Here is a 13568-nt window from a genome sequence, read left to right as displayed (position 1 = left end):
GTACGACCCGTCACGCACCCTCACGCACCGGCCGTTGCCGCCTCTGGGTAGGGCCCCTCGACGACTCACCCGATGCGGAAGGTGTTTCCTGGGCGAGCCGCTTCAACAACTCCTGTCGCAGGGGCCACGACTGGTCGCCGATGGCCTGAGCCAGGCAGGCCAGGCCGAAGGCCAGGGGCCATGACGCCGAGCGTCTGATCTCCTCCGGCAGCATGGACAGCGGCTTTCTCGGGTTCCACCTGGCTGTTGGCGCTAGGTCAACCGCCAGCACCTCGGAGACGTAGGGGCGCTCGACGAGCCTGATCGCCCGATCGAGTACCTGGTCGCTGGTGAGTTGAAGAAGGGTGACCGCACAGAACTCCGGCATCGCACCTCGACTGATCCACCGACCGTGCCCCACAATCATACTGATTTCGACTTCGTCCGAGCTGATGTGGCATTCCTCCCGCAACTCCCGCACGGCACCGCGGAGGACGATGTCGCCGATCGTCAGCCCTGTTCCATCCTGTGGTACGTCGCGGGGTTCGAGAGCGCCAGAGCCGGATGGGGCGATGAGCCCGGGGCTTCCCACATTGTCCTTGGCCTGGGCCACCAGGATCAGTTGACCGTCCGTGGTGAAGGCCAGGGACGAGACGCCGACCGTGTTCGCGAGTCGACTACGCCGGAACGTTATCAGTTGCCCACGCTGATCGAGGATGAGATCCCTTCCCCGCAGAAGCGGCAACTTCCGCCCTGTTCCCCATACATCAAATGGGGCCAGCAGGTTGCTGCAGAAGAAGTCGAAATAGCGGCCGGGCCTGAGCTTGACGACTACGTCCTCGTCGCCGGAAGGCAGATCGGAGGCCAGGCCGAGTATGTCGCCGTTGTACATGGCAGCGACCCGGGCCCGACGCGCGAGGAAGTCGAACGACCAGATCTTGAGCTCGCGAGGCAGGCGGTACGGTGCGGTTTCAAGCTCGGCTCGGACGGGCTGGCCTCGAAGTCGGGCGCACTCTTTTGTCATTACCACGCCGACGTCGTGTGCGCTTTCCACGACGGGCCCCGAACCTCCCAGTTGACTTGACAGATCGCGGTAGTTGTCGCCGTCCCGCGACTGGAACCGCACCAACCGAGCCCGACGGCGATTGGCTCGGATCTCCAGTAGGGACACGAGGCAGCCAACAGCTGCGGCCAGGACACTGACTGCTGTGGGAGGGTTGTCCAAAGCCGTGGCGGCGCCGAAGGAAGTCAGCGCAATTCCCGCAGTGGTGACTCGATAGCGCCACAGACTTCTACGCCAGATGCTCATCGTTGTCACGGCTTTCCTCGCAGTTCCCAGCATCCGCGCCCTCCCCAGTGCGACCTGATGTTGACAGCCGCAGTGTAGCTACGCTGCGACAGCACCTTGGGGGCCAGACATTCGACTCAGGGGGCGCGGATTGTATTTGTCGTAATTAATAATGACTTTGGAAGAACCGGCTGGAGTGCCTTGCCCTGTCAACGCCCGCAAGGCGCTGTTGGTGACGTGTGAGCGCCTCGCGGTGCCAGGTGCTCGCCGTCCTGGAAGTCGGCCCTGGACCATACGCGCTTTGCGCACGCCGCCGCTCACCTCCCGGGCGGCGGCAGCGACCCGCGCGGCGATCCTGCTTCGCAACGCCCTGCATGAGGAACTGACGGCGAAGCGCTTCCGCCGCGAGGCCCGCGTCACCGCCCGCTCCAGCACCCTCCGGCGGCCGGACACTTCCCGACCGGCATGCCGGACCCCACTCTCCTCGCCGAGGAGCGGTACGCCAGGCGGCGGAAGCGTTGCAGCAGGTCATCGAACCCGCAGCCGCCCTGGCCTGTCTGCGCCAGGACGGCGCTGACCACGGGTGTGTTGGTGGATGAGATGAAGCCGCTGTTCGCAGTTGGCCGTGGTGGCCTGCTGGTTCAGGCGTGTGCGCCGCGGGTGCTCGGGTCGCTGTGGGTGCAGTGGCGGCGCGGCTACCGTGGGTGCACGGCGTAGGTCAGGTGCGTCACCCGCGCCGACGACTCCGAACGGACCGGCTCCAGCGCGACCCTGGACGCGTCCACGCCGTCGAACAGGCGGGTGCCGGCGCCGAACAGCACGGGTGAGAGCGCGATCGAGAACTCGTCGACCAGGCCGGCGTTGAGGTACTCCAGGATCGTCTCGCTGCCGCCTGCGATGCGGACGTCCCGGTCGCCGGCGGCGTCGCGGGCCTGGCCCAGCGCGCTGTGGATGCCGTCGTTGACGAAGTGGAACGTGGTCCCGCCCGGCCGTTCCCAGGGGTCGCGCTGCTGGTGGGTGACGACGAACACGGGGGTGTGGAAGGGCGGCTCCCCCGGCCATGCCTGCTCGCCGAGGTCGAACATGCGCTTGCCCATGACGCTTGAGCCGGTGCGCTCGAACGTCTCTCGGGCGATGTCGTTGTCGCGCCCTTCCTCGCCGCCTTCGCCCAGGTGGAGGTTCTCCCGGAAGAACCGCTGCGGGAAGATCCACGCCTGTAGTTCCATCCACTGCGCCGTCCAGCGCTCCAGCCTCGGGTCCCGCTCCCGCTGCTCGGGCGTGGCGAGAATGCCTTCCATTGACTCGGGCGCGCTGAAGCCGTCCAGCGACATCGACACGCTGAAGAACACCTTGCCGGCCATCAGCGGCGCTCCTCCTGCTGGGCGATCTCGGCGACGTAGGCCGCCAGGTTGCTCAGCGTCTGCTGGCCGCCCTCGATCGCGTGGTACTCCTCCACGGCCTGGTCGCGCAGTTGTCTGGTGGGGAAGACCGTGCGCATCACGATCCGGGTCGCGGTGCCCTGCGGCGTGAAGGCCAGGGTCGACTCGAAGGCGTTGGGGTCGTCGCGGGACTCACCGTGCAGCAGCGCGATCCGCTCCGGTGGGGCGATCTCGGTCCAGGTGATCCACTCGGAGTAGTCGGTCCCGTCCGGGGCGTGCATCACGAAGTCCCAGGTTCCGCCCTCGCGGAACTCGAAGGCCCGGGTGGTGGTGGTGAACCCGTCCGGACCCCACCACTGCGACAGGTGCCGGACCTGCGTGAACGCCTCGAACACCAGCTCCCGTGGGGCATCGACGACCCGGGAGATGACGATCTCCCGGTCGGCCGTCACCGGCTCCGCCCGCGTTTCTTGCCTTGCCTCTGCCATCGGTCATTCCTCCTGCTGTGTCTGCTTGAGGTCCTGCACGTAGGTGTCCAGCCGGTCGAAACTCTCGTTCCAGAACCGCTCGAATCCGCCGACCCACTCGTGGACCGGCCGCAGCCCGTGGGCGTCCAGGCCGTAGAGGCGCTGCTTGCCCACCCCGCGGACCCGCACCAGCCCCACCTCCCGGAGCACCCGCAGGTGCTTGGACGCCCCCGGCTGGCTCATCCCCAACTCCTGGGCCAGGTCGGTCACCGGCCGCTCACCCGCCCGCAGCAGCGCCAGGATGTCCCGGCGCTGCGGCTCGGCGATCGCGTTGAACGCATCCGACGTCGTCGCTGCTCGTGCCATGCCGGCCATCATATTCCCATAACGGAATACGTCAAGCCGGTCGGGAATCGGGCGACACATCGGAAGCCGGAGTCGCATGTGCCGGAGTCGCAAGTGGAGGCTGCGGTGCCGCCGGGGCGATGACCACCCCTGGCCCCGGGCAGGAGTCGTCCCCGTGTTCAAGATCCCCACCGAGACGGCAATGCCCCCGCCCGAAACGGACGGGGGACCTCGGAGAACCCACCGGTTCGCACAACGGTGCGGTCGGTGGGGCGGACGGGACTCGAACCCGTGACCGATCGATTATGAGTCGACTGCTCTAACCCGCTGAGCTACCGCCCCGCTACCGCGCCGGATCGTAACCCGCGCGGTGGATCACCGGCCACCTCGAAACAGCGCCATCCACCAACCGGACGGGCCATCAATGATCCAGCACGATGGGCTACGCGAGGATAACAGCCCGCAGCTGCCCGCGAGGGGACCAGCCCGGGGCACGACAGCGGGGTGAAGGGGAGACAGAGGCACCCGCCGGCGAAGCCGGCGGGTGCGGGTGGGAGCTTGGCTCCCCCGTTTGGACTCGAACCAAAAACCTGCCGGTTAACAGCCGGCTGCTCTGCCAATTGAGCTACGGGGGACTGCTGCCGCCCGGTCCGGAACCTTCCGGTGCCCGGCGACGGCACAAGAATACAGGACTCACGGGGGGTTTGGTCCAGGGGGTTACCGACCCGGCCGGACCGGGCGGGGGCCTGCGGCGACAACTGGCAACCAGACAATTCGTCATCCTGGCACAACCAGGTATGAGCGCGGAGGAGGATGGGTAGTTAGCTGTCGACAGAGAAGATAGGCGCGATGATCGCCACGGGGTCCGCCCCGGGGAGACGATGGCGCGTCAGGTACGGAAGGAGCCGCCATGCGCGGAAAGATCATGTTTCTTGGCGGGCTGGCTGCGGGATTCGTCCTGGGCGCCCGTGCCGGTCGGGAAAAGTACGAGGAGCTCGTCGTCCGGGGCCGCAAGGTGCTCGACCACCCGACCGTCCAGGAGGCGGCCGGGGTCGCGCAGGCCCAGGCCAACCGGCTCTACAGCGAGGGCAAGGACAAGATCAGCCAGTCCAAGCTGGGTGAGAAGCTGAGCACCAGCGGCAACGGCACGCAGAACCTGACCTCCGCCGACAAGCCGTTCGCCGGCACGCCGGCTGCGGTCGGCGCCAACGCGGGCAACAGCTCGTCCGGCACCACCTCGACGGGGCCGACCCCGAGCACCGCCGCCCGCCCCAAGCCGTCCGGCACGGGGACCAACGGCAGCACGCTCTGATCGACCGTACGACGACGGGCCGGCCGCCTTCGGGCGACCGGCCCGTCTGCTGTCCCCCCGCTCAGTCCCGGCTGCTGCTGAACGCCGCGTCGAACGCGGCGGCCGGGGCGTCGAAGGCCAGTCGGCGGACGAACTGGAGCGCCTCGGGCGCCCCGACGAGGCGGTCCATCCCGGCGTCCTCCCACTCGATCGAGATCGGGCCGGCGTACCCGATGGCGTTCAGCGCGCGTAAGCAGTCCTCCCACGGCACGTCGCCGTGGCCGGTGGAGACGAAGTCCCAGCCCGGCGCAGGTCCGCCCACAGGGTGTGCCAGATCGACGAGCCGGTGAACCCGACGACCGTGTCCACGCCCAGCTTCGCCGCCGCCCGGGCGGTGTCCTTGATCTCCTCGGCGGCCCGCCGGCGGACCCCTCGGGCTCGCCGTCGCCCCAGATCCGGGCGGGCAGGATGCCCTGGGTTGCGCCTCCCGCCGGGTCACCGACCACCGCGTACGGTCGCCGTCCCCCACTCTAGGGCCGCCCCGACCGGCGGGAAGGGGCCCCGGCGCAACGCCGACCGGGGCCCCTTCCCGCCCTGCCGTGACCGCGGCGGACGGAGTTGCGGTGGGCGGGGTGGCTACCGTCCGCGGCCCCCACCCGACGAGCTCACGGCAGGGCGACCGCAAGCGGCAGGTCGCGGCGTCGCCGTATCGGGCTGACGAGGAGGACCACCACGGCCGCCACCAGCCCGACCGCCATGATCCACATGGTCGCGCGGAGCCCCAGGCTGGTTCCGAGCACGCCCGCGAGCAGTGCCCCCAACGGAATCGTCCCGTAGTTCAGCAGGTGCATCGTCGCGACGACCCTGCCCAGCAGCGCCGCCGGGGTGTAACTCTGCCGAAAGCTGCCCTTGATGACATTCCCACCGACGATGCCCACACCCACGCCCACGCCACCGACAACCGCCAGCGAGAGCCCCGCTCCGGGAGCCGATAACGGAATCAACAGGGCGAAGGGAACACCCAGGCACTCGATGAGGAGGAGCCCGCGCGCCGTTCCGAACCTGCGGGCCACAAGCGGCGCTATCGACGCGCCGAGAACTCCGCCCACGCTCATCGCGGAGATCAACAGCCCGGCCGCGGCGGCGCTTGTGCCGACCTCACGGACCAGGAAGACCACGAGAATCGCCTGGTAGCCGGTGAGGGCGATGTTGCTCAGCGCACCGAAGAGCGTGAAGGTTCGGATGTACGGATCCCTGCGAACGAAGCTCAACCCGACTCTGATCTCCTTCACCATGGACGCCCGTTGGCCACCGACGGCGTGCACCTCGTCCTTGACTTTGATCAGAAGCAGACACCACGACGAGACCAGGAACGTGATCGCGTTGACTGCGAGGCCGAAGACCGCCCCCACGACCTGCGTGATCGCCCCGGCCAGGCCCGGTCCCGCCACCTGGGCGACCGACTCGCTGCCCTGCAACGCGGCGTTCGCCGCGGGAAGCTGGCGGTTGTCGTTGACCACCGAGGGAAGGAACACCTGGTAGCTCGTCTGGAAGAACACGCTTGCCGCGCCGGTGAGCAGCGCGACCACCAGGAGGTGCGCGATGGTGAGCACGCCTGCCCAGTAGGCGACCGGGGCACTCAGGACGGTCACGATGGAAACGACGTTGCAGGCCAGCATCAGCGACCTGCGCGGGAGCCGATCCACCCAGGCGCCGGCCGGAAGCCCGAGCAGGAGCCAGGGCAGCCAGGCCGTTGCGGTGAGCAGACTGACCTCGAAAGTGCTGGCGTCCAGGGTGACGACCGCGATCAGCGGTAGCGCGACCCGGCTGACGCTGGTCCCGAAGGCACTTGTCGTCTCGCCGATCCACAGCATCCGGAAGCCACGGTTGCGCATCACGGACTTCGGCGCCTCCGGCACGACCGCAGCGTCCGCGTCCGCGACGTTCTGGCCCATCACGGTTCTCCCGGCTGCCCGTAGGCGAAGACGAAGACCGGCCTACGCTCGTCGTCCTCCTTCGGAGGGGGGCGGTTGGACCACCGGTCCAGCACCGCGCTGAGCTCGCCGGACAGCTGGGCCAGCTCCTCCGGTGTCAGATGGAGCCAGTTGCTGATCGAGAACGCCGAGTCCGCCCAGTCCCCCCGGCTCTCACCGCTGCGCGACAGCCAGGCACGGACGATGCGGACGTGGTGATCGAGGTTGAGCGACTCGGCCGCCTCCGCCACGGCCGCGCCGGCGGGGTCCGTCGCGAAATCGACGCTCGACCATCGCCGCCCCGTGGACGCCAACTTCCACCACCGTTCGCGGCCGTCGCGAGCCAACTGGGGCGCCGCCTCGATCAGCCCACTGCGGTGCAGCACGCGGAAGTGATGACTGGCGTTCGCCACGGACTGCGCGGTCAGCCCAGCAACGGCACTGACGGTGCACGGCCCGTGGACCTTCAGCACGTCGAGCATGCGCCGGCGCAACGGATGCGACATGGCCGTCAGTACGCGGGAGTCGGTGACCTGGTGGATGCCGGCTGCGTCCATGCCAATCACTTTTTCAGGTAAACACCTGTTGCGCAATAGTTGTCGCACAACTTGGCCCGCCCGGTCCCGACACCACTCGTGGCGTCGGGACCGGGCGGGCGGGCCGCATGACCACATACCGGCCAGCACGGCTCACAGGCCGCCGAGATCGGCTTCGAGGGCCGCCAGTTCGGCGGCGTCGAGGTCCGACGTGGCGTGGACCGGGGCACCGCGTTGTTCGGGGCGCCGGGCCCGCCGAGCCGCCCTCACGATCCCTTCCAGATGCTCGAACCAGATGGACGCCAGTACCCGCACGTCCTCATCGGGAAGCGCGTCGGACGACCAGGACCAGTTCGCCGACAGGACCAGGCCGTCCGGGCCGTCGTAGGCGATGGCGTTCAGTTCGAGGTCGTGAGCCATCGCCATGGCCGTGGCAGGGCTGTCGAGCGCGACGGAGTGCCCGGGGGCGAAGGCCCAGTCCTCGTGCCGGGTGGAGAAGCGGCCGAGATAGTTGAAGCACACGCGGGGCTCCGCACGGTCTTCGAGCTGACGCGCGGCCCCGGGCTCCAGGTACCGCAGGATGCCGTAGCGAAAGCCCTTGTCGGGGTAGGCGGCCAGTTGCTCGGCGACCGAACGCACGGTGCGCGACACGCAGGCGCCACCCGCCACGAAGTCGCTCCGCGTGAACCCGTTCACCTGGATCCGGACCGGGAAAATCGAGGTGAACCAGCCCACCGAGCGCGACACGTCCACGTCGGAGAACACGTCTTCACGGCCGTGGCCTTCGAGATTGATCAGGACCTCCGCCGGCCCGCCCTCGCCCCGCCGGCCCTTCCAGTCGGTCAGGGCTGTCGTGAAGGCCGTCACCAGCACGTCGTTGATCTGCACGCCGAAGGCGCCCTGCGCCTGGTTGACGAGCCTCTCCGTCGTCTCGGCCGGCAGCGTGAGGGTGAGGGAACGCTCACGTCCGGGTCGCGCCGGACGGCCCCGGGAGGCGATGACCAGGCTCCGCTCACCGGCGGACAGGACGTGCAGCCAGAACGGCAGCTCGGTCCGGGAACGGACGTGCCCGGCCTCGCGGTTGCACAACTCGGCCCAGCGGCGGAACGAGGTGCCCGGCGCGTCCAGGTTCGGCTCGTCGCCGTCGAGCACCGCCCGCCAGGCCGACGACAGATCGGCCTGGATCGTCCGCCAGGAGATGCCGTCGACACACAGGTGGTGGATGACGAGGCAGACCCTGCCGCGCTGAGCGGCACCGGCGTCCAGCCAGGCGCACCGGAACACCGCCCCGCTGCGGGGATCGAGCCGCTCCCGCAGGGTCCGCAGCACCTCCGGCACCCGCCGGTCGATCTCCGACTGGTCGGCACCGGACAGGTCCACCCGGGTCACCAGCTCAGCGGCGGCCGGTCCTTCGTCCGGTATCTCCGCGCTCCAGCTTCCGCCGTCGCCCGAGGCGCCCAGTCGCAGCCGGAGCGCCGGGTGCGCATCCACCACCGCCTGGATCACCCGGTCCAGGCGTTCCCGGGTCAGGTCGGCCGGCGCTGTGAACGTCGCCGACTGGCTGAAGTCGTCCTTGTCTCCGCCGCGTCCCTCCAGCCAGCGCATGATGGGCGTGAGGGCGAGTTCCCCCACGGCGACGTCGCCCGCGCCATCGGTGACGGGCGAGTCCGTACGCTGCGCGCAGCCCGCCAGGGCGGCGAAGCTGGGCTGACTGAGCACGTCGCGCATGGTGATCCGGATGCCGCCACGGCGGGCCCTGCTGATGAGTTGAAGGGCCAGGATGCTGTCGCCACCGGAGGCCAGGAAGCTGTCCGTCGGGGTGAGCCGGCGCACCCCGAGCAGATCGCGGGACGCCGCGAGGAGGAGTTCCTCCGCCGTCTCACCGGTGGGCGACTGCGCCGCATCGGCGCTCGCGACGGCGGGGAGGGCGGTGCGGTCGAGCTTGCCGTTGCGGGTGAGCGGCAGAGCCGGCAACTCCATCAGGGCGACCGGCCGCATGTGCACCGGAAGCGACGCGGCAAGATGCTTCCGGAGTTCTTCCAGGTCGACCGAGGCGCGACGCACGAAGTAGCCGACGAGGCGCTTTCCTCCCGAGTCGTCCTCCCGCGCCGCTACTGCGGCCGACCGCACCGCCGGATGCCGTTCGAGCGTCGCCTCGATCTCACCGAGCTCGATGCGGAACCCTCGGATCTTCACCTGGTCGTCGGCGCGGCCGGCGAAGTGCAGTGAGCCGTCGTCGACCCGCCTCGCGAGATCCCCCGTCCGGTACATGCGATCGCCGGGGCGGCCCGCCGGGGCGGCCACGAACCGCGAGGCCGTCAGGCCGGGGCGCCGCAGGTAGCCTCTGGCGAGCCCCTGGCCGCGGACGTACATCTCGCCGACGTGCCCGGGCGGGACCGGTCGCAGGGCCTCGTCGAGGACGTCGACGGCGAGGTCGGGGATGGGAACGCCGATGTCACCGGAGGAGCCGCCCCGTCGCCCGTCGCCGCGCACCTCCGAATAGGTGACGTGCACGGTCGTCTCGGTGATGCCGTACATGTTGACCAGGACCGGAGACCGGTCGTCGTGGCGGGTGAACCAGGGCGCCAGACGCCTGACGTCGAGCGCCTCACCCCCGAAGATGACCCGGCGGAGCTTCAGCGGCAGGCCGGCTTCCGCCTCGGCCTGCACCAGCCCGTAGAACGCCGACGGGGTCTGGTTGAGGATGGTGACGCCGTGGCGTGACAGGACCTTCAGGAAGTCGCTGGGCGAGCGACTGTCGTAGTACGAGACCACGATCAGCTTCCCGCCGTGCAGGAGTGCCCCCCAGATCTCCCAGACGGAGAAGTCGAAGGCGTACGAGTGGAAGAACGTCCACACGTCACTGTCGTCGAACTCGAACCAGTGACGTGTCGACGTGAAGAGCCTCAACAGGGCACGGTGCTCGATGATGACGCCCTTCGGCTGCCCGGTCGAGCCCGACGTATAGATGACGTAGGCGGCATCGGCGGGGCTCAGCGGCGCCAGGCGGTCGTCGTCGCCGATGTCGTCGGATGCCCGGCCGCCGATCTCGTCGACGAGCGGCCCGTCGTCGAGCAGGAGAACGCTGACCCGGTCACCGAAGCGACCACCGCCCCCTGCCGAGTTGCTGACCAGACAGGCCGGTGCGGTGTCATCGATCATGAGCATCAGCCGCTCGGCGGGGTAGTCCGGGTCCATGGGCACGTAGGCGGCGCCGGCCTTCACGACGGCCACCATCGCCACCACGAGTTCCATGGAGCGGGGAAGCACCAGCGCAACCGCCCGGCCGGGGCCGACCCCACGGGACACGAGCAGTCGCGCCAGTCGGTTGGCCCGGCCGTTGAGCTCCGCGTACGTCATCTCGCTCTCGTCACACACGACGGCGATCGCGCCCGGGGTCCTCCTGACCTGGTCCTCGAAGGCGTCGGCGATCGTGACCGACCCACCGAACTGGGGATACCCCTCGGGACGGCCGCTCTGCTCAGGGGCCGCGGACATGTCGAGATGCGGCAGGTGGTTCTGGGTCACGTTCAGGTCCCTCTCGTCGCCTCGGGATCGGGCGTTCCTCGACCGCCCGATCCCGCCGGGTGGGCGGTGAGGGCCGGCGGAGCCGTGGTCCCTCACCGCCCGGGCCACTTCCACGTCGTACGCGAGCGGTGGTTGCGTCGGTCGGCTCTCCGCCGGCCCGGAAGCGGAGCGCGGTCGGCGGAGAGCCGATCAGCTGTGGCGGACTACCGGATGGTCCGCATCCAGCCGGCCGGGTCCGGCGCGAGCCCGTGGTGCACGTCGACGAGCAGCCGGCGGAGCTTGTAGGTCACCGGCCCCTCCCGGCCGTCCCCGATCAGCCAGCTCTCGTTGCCGTCCCGGACCTGCCCGACCGGCGTGACGACGGCTGCCGTTCCGCAGGCGAACGTCTCCGAGATCCGGCCGTCGCGGCACTCCTCCCGCCACTGCTCAAGCGATATCTTTTCTTCCCTCGGCGTGCAGCCGAGGCGCTGCGCGAGTTCGAGCAAGGAATTCCTGGTCACCCCCGGAAGGAGCGTTCCGGTCAGCGACGGAGTGACGACCTCGGTCTCCTTGCCGTTGTTCCGGACGAAGAAGAGATTCATTCCTCCCATCTCTTCCACCCACCGTCGCTCAACCGCGTCCAGCCATACCACCTGGTGACAGCCGGCATCGGTGGCCTGCACCTGGGCGTTGAAGGAGGGGGCGTAGTTGGCGGCGCACTTGACGTCTCCGGTGCCTCCCGGGAATGCCCTGCTGTAGTCCCGGCTGACCCAGACGGAGACGGGCTCCACAGTGTCGCCGAAGAATCCGCCCGTGATGAAGGACATGAGCAGGAAACGGTAGCCGACCGAGGGGCGCAGCATCAGGGAGCGGTCGGTGCCGAACATGAGCGGGCGCAGATAGAGGCTGTGCGAGGGATCGTCGGACAGCAGATGACCGTCCGCTGCGACCAGTTTTTGTATCGCCGAGAGGAACAGTTCCGTTGGCAACTCCGGCATGCACAGCCGACGTGCCGACCGCTGGAACCGCCGGGCGTGCTCCTCCGGGCGGAACGCGGCCAGCGTCCCGTCCTGACGGCGGTGGGCCTTCAGCCCCTCGAAGATGACCTGGCCGTAGTGCAACCCGATGGTCGCGGGATCGAGGGACAGGTCCTCGTACGGCCCGAGGGTCGGATCGCTCCAGCTGTCGACACCGTTCCACTCGGCCGACACCAGGTGTTCCGTCAACTGCTCTCCATGCCCCGGCCCGGTGCGCGCCGCCGTCGGGGCAGTTGGTGCCGATACGCTCTGCGTCATTTGTCTTCCTATCAGACCAGGGGGGCGAAAAAGAACGTGTCGCGTCGCGAGAACCGGCCGTCAGGGGCCACGACGAAGAAGTCCGCGAAACGGAGGCTGACCTCGCTGCCGTCCTTCAGGGTGCCGTGGAACTCGCCGTGGACGGCGATGTCGTCCTCGGCCGCCAGGACGCGGTTGACGGTGTGCCGCCCCTCCCGGATCACGCGTTGGCCCCCGTAGAAGGACGCCAGCTCGGCCGATCCGCGCATGGGGTCGTAGCCCGGCCGGTGATAGGTGGCATCCTCCTCGAAGAGTGCGACGAGCTGGTCCACGTCGCCAGCGTCCACGAGTGCGTAGTAGCGCCGCACGATCTCCTCACCTCGCCCGGCGGGAGCAGTAGATTTCGATTGTGACGGATTTGTGCCCCTCACGTCGTCCTCCATATCTCCGGGTGTTGCAGGGTGTCTGCAACGTATGGACCAATGAGCCGCATCGCAGCCGGGCCCAGCATCTCGCCGTGCCGGCACGGAATTGGTTTCGAGTGGATCCGGCCGGTAACGAACGGCCGCCATTCCTCCGGAACATGTCCAACAGCAGACCCGTTTTCCGCAACCAACAGCTGGATATCGCCGTCGAACGGTCGCAGGTCTGCTTCCCTCTGCAGCCGGACGTTGGTCGCGAAAACGTCGGCGACCGCCCGGAGCTGACTCGCGCTGAGATCGACCAGCGGGCCCGCGGCACCCTTGAGCCGCTGCACGAACGCCGCCATCGACTCGTGCTCCGCGGGATCGACCGGGTCGTAGCCGAGGGAGTCGAGCAGGTCGCGCAGCGTCTCCGAAGCGCTCGGTTCGGCGGGGTCGCATCCGGACGGCCGGGGCGGGTACGCGTCCAGGAGGGCGAGGAAGTCGACGGTCTCGCCCTCGGACTGCAACTGGTTGGCTATGCAGTGCGCCGCCACACCGCCGAAAGACCACCCAAGGAGGCGGTAGGGCCCCGACGGCTGCACGACACGAATCTGACGCACGTAGTCCGCCACCATTTCCGCCATGGTCCGGGGAAGCCCGTCCGGCTGGATGAGCCCCCTGGCCTGGAGCCCGTACAGCGGCTGGTCCTCCGGCAGGTACCGCAGGCAGCTCGCGTAGACCCAACTGATGCCCGCAGCGGGATGGACGCAGAACAGGGGCGGCCGGGTACCGGTGCTGCGCAGGGGGAGCACGACGCTGAGGGACTCCTCGACGCCGACCGTCGCCCTCTCGCCCGCGCCGAGGTGCTCCGCGATGCCGGCGGGCGTCTGGGTCGCGAATATCTGCGCGATCGTCACCGTTCGATCCGTGACGGCACGAACACGACTCACCAAACGCGCCGCCAACAACGAATGCCCACCAAGCTCGAAGAAACCATCATCAACCCCCACCGAATCCAACCCCAACACCTCAGCGAACAACCCACACAAAATCTCCTCACGAGCATCACGCGGCCCACGACCACCCACCCCCGAAGAAACCACCGGCGCCGGCAACGCCCGCCGA

Annotated in this window: 11 protein-coding genes, 2 tRNA genes and 1 pseudogene; 1 reads left to right on the top strand and 13 read right to left on the bottom strand. The window is 68.9% G+C overall.

Annotation, left to right across the window (positions count from 1 at the left end; all coding sequences use genetic code 11):
* Window positions 1-10 precede the first annotated feature (10 nt).
* The 6 genes from ABT023_RS21745 to ABT023_RS21720 all read right to left on the bottom strand — a co-directional run bounded on the left by ABT023_RS21745 (window position 11) and on the right by ABT023_RS21720 (window position 4093).
* Window positions 11-1033: a hypothetical protein gene (locus tag ABT023_RS21745; RefSeq protein WP_350888210.1), complete on the bottom strand. Its 1023-nt coding sequence runs from the start codon at window positions 1031-1033 to the stop codon at window positions 11-13.
* 929 nt (window positions 1034-1962) lie between these two features.
* A complete protein-coding gene (locus ABT023_RS21740) occupies window positions 1963-2628 on the bottom strand; it encodes a dihydrofolate reductase family protein (protein ID WP_350888209.1) in 666 nt (221 codons plus the stop codon).
* Window positions 2628-3134, bottom strand: coding sequence for an SRPBCC family protein (locus ABT023_RS21735; protein ID WP_350888208.1), 507 nt, complete (start codon window positions 3132-3134; stop codon window positions 2628-2630). Before ABT023_RS21735 ends, ABT023_RS21740 begins: the two co-directional genes overlap by 1 nt.
* A 3-nt stretch (window positions 3135-3137) precedes the next feature.
* On the bottom strand, window positions 3138-3479 hold the full coding sequence (locus tag ABT023_RS21730) for an ArsR/SmtB family transcription factor (protein ID WP_350888207.1): 342 nt from the start codon (window positions 3477-3479) through the stop codon (window positions 3138-3140).
* Between the two features lie 247 nt (window positions 3480-3726).
* Window positions 3727-3800 (bottom strand) — tRNA-Ile (locus tag ABT023_RS21725).
* 217 nt (window positions 3801-4017) lie between these two features.
* Window positions 4018-4093: transfer RNA gene (locus tag ABT023_RS21720), tRNA-Asn, on the bottom strand.
* 275 nt (window positions 4094-4368) lie between these two features.
* Between ABT023_RS21720 and ABT023_RS21715 the strand changes: the two genes are divergently transcribed.
* Window positions 4369-4770, top strand: a complete 402-nt coding sequence (locus ABT023_RS21715; protein ID WP_350888206.1) for a hypothetical protein — start codon at window positions 4369-4371, stop codon at window positions 4768-4770.
* Window positions 4771-4831: 61 nt separating this feature from the next.
* On the opposite strand, the pseudogene ABT023_RS21710 reads toward ABT023_RS21715, so the two are convergent.
* The 7 genes and pseudogenes from ABT023_RS21710 to ABT023_RS21680 form a co-directional block, all read right to left on the bottom strand.
* Window positions 4832-5258 (bottom strand): annotated as a pseudogene (locus ABT023_RS21710) (sugar phosphate isomerase/epimerase family protein); the annotation flags it as partial.
* A gap of 156 nt (window positions 5259-5414) precedes the next feature.
* A complete protein-coding gene (locus tag ABT023_RS21705) occupies window positions 5415-6704 on the bottom strand; it encodes an MFS transporter (RefSeq protein WP_350888205.1) in 1290 nt (429 codons plus the stop codon).
* Window positions 6704-7279, bottom strand: a complete 576-nt coding sequence (locus ABT023_RS21700) for an ArsR/SmtB family transcription factor (RefSeq protein ID WP_350888204.1) — start codon at window positions 7277-7279, stop codon at window positions 6704-6706. The genes ABT023_RS21705 and ABT023_RS21700 overlap by 1 nt, the downstream gene beginning before the upstream one ends.
* Before the next feature lie 132 nt (window positions 7280-7411).
* Window positions 7412-10786 carry a non-ribosomal peptide synthetase gene (locus tag ABT023_RS21695; protein ID WP_350888203.1) on the bottom strand — a complete coding sequence of 1125 codons (3375 nt, stop codon included), beginning with the start codon at window positions 10784-10786 and terminating at the stop codon, window positions 7412-7414.
* A 203-nt stretch (window positions 10787-10989) separates the two neighbouring features.
* The gene (locus ABT023_RS21690; protein WP_350888202.1) at window positions 10990-12060 is read right to left on the bottom strand and encodes a branched-chain amino acid aminotransferase; all 1071 of its coding nucleotides are present in this window, start codon (window positions 12058-12060) and stop codon (window positions 10990-10992) included.
* Between the two features lie 11 nt (window positions 12061-12071).
* Complete coding sequence (locus ABT023_RS21685; protein ID WP_502890735.1) at window positions 12072-12482, bottom strand: nuclear transport factor 2 family protein; 411 nt, start codon at window positions 12480-12482, stop codon at window positions 12072-12074.
* Window positions 12467-13568, bottom strand: a 1102-nt coding sequence (locus ABT023_RS21680; protein ID WP_350888200.1) for a thioesterase domain-containing protein, incomplete at its 5' end; no start/stop codon positions are given. The genes ABT023_RS21685 and ABT023_RS21680, both read right to left, overlap by 16 nt.

The organism is Micromonospora sp. NPDC002296 (genome assembly GCF_040296145.1).
Classification (GTDB): Bacteria; Actinomycetota; Actinomycetes; order Mycobacteriales; family Micromonosporaceae; genus Micromonospora.
Note: the sequence above shows the minus strand (reverse complement) of the source record. Positions and strands in the feature narration are given on the sequence as shown.

Excerpts from the sequence above, each read along its gene's own strand:
- ABT023_RS21740 (WP_350888209.1), bottom strand. The coding sequence starts at position 2,628 with ATGGCCGGCAAGGTGTTCTTCAGCGTGTCGATGTCGCTGGACGGCTTC.
- ABT023_RS21735 (WP_350888208.1), bottom strand. The coding sequence starts at position 3,134 with ATGGCAGAGGCAAGGCAAGAAACGCGGGCGGAGCCGGTGACGGCCGAC.
- ABT023_RS21730 (WP_350888207.1), bottom strand. The coding sequence starts at position 3,479 with ATGGCACGAGCAGCGACGACGTCGGATGCGTTCAACGCGATCGCCGAG.
- ABT023_RS21715 (WP_350888206.1), top strand. The coding sequence starts at position 4,369 with ATGCGCGGAAAGATCATGTTTCTTGGCGGGCTGGCTGCGGGATTCGTC.
- ABT023_RS21705 (WP_350888205.1), bottom strand. The coding sequence starts at position 6,704 with ATGGGCCAGAACGTCGCGGACGCGGACGCTGCGGTCGTGCCGGAGGCG.
- ABT023_RS21700 (WP_350888204.1), bottom strand. The coding sequence starts at position 7,279 with ATGGACGCAGCCGGCATCCACCAGGTCACCGACTCCCGCGTACTGACG.
- ABT023_RS21690 (WP_350888202.1), bottom strand. The coding sequence starts at position 12,060 with ATGACGCAGAGCGTATCGGCACCAACTGCCCCGACGGCGGCGCGCACC.
- ABT023_RS21685 (WP_502890735.1), bottom strand. The coding sequence starts at position 12,482 with ATGGAGGACGACGTGAGGGGCACAAATCCGTCACAATCGAAATCTACT.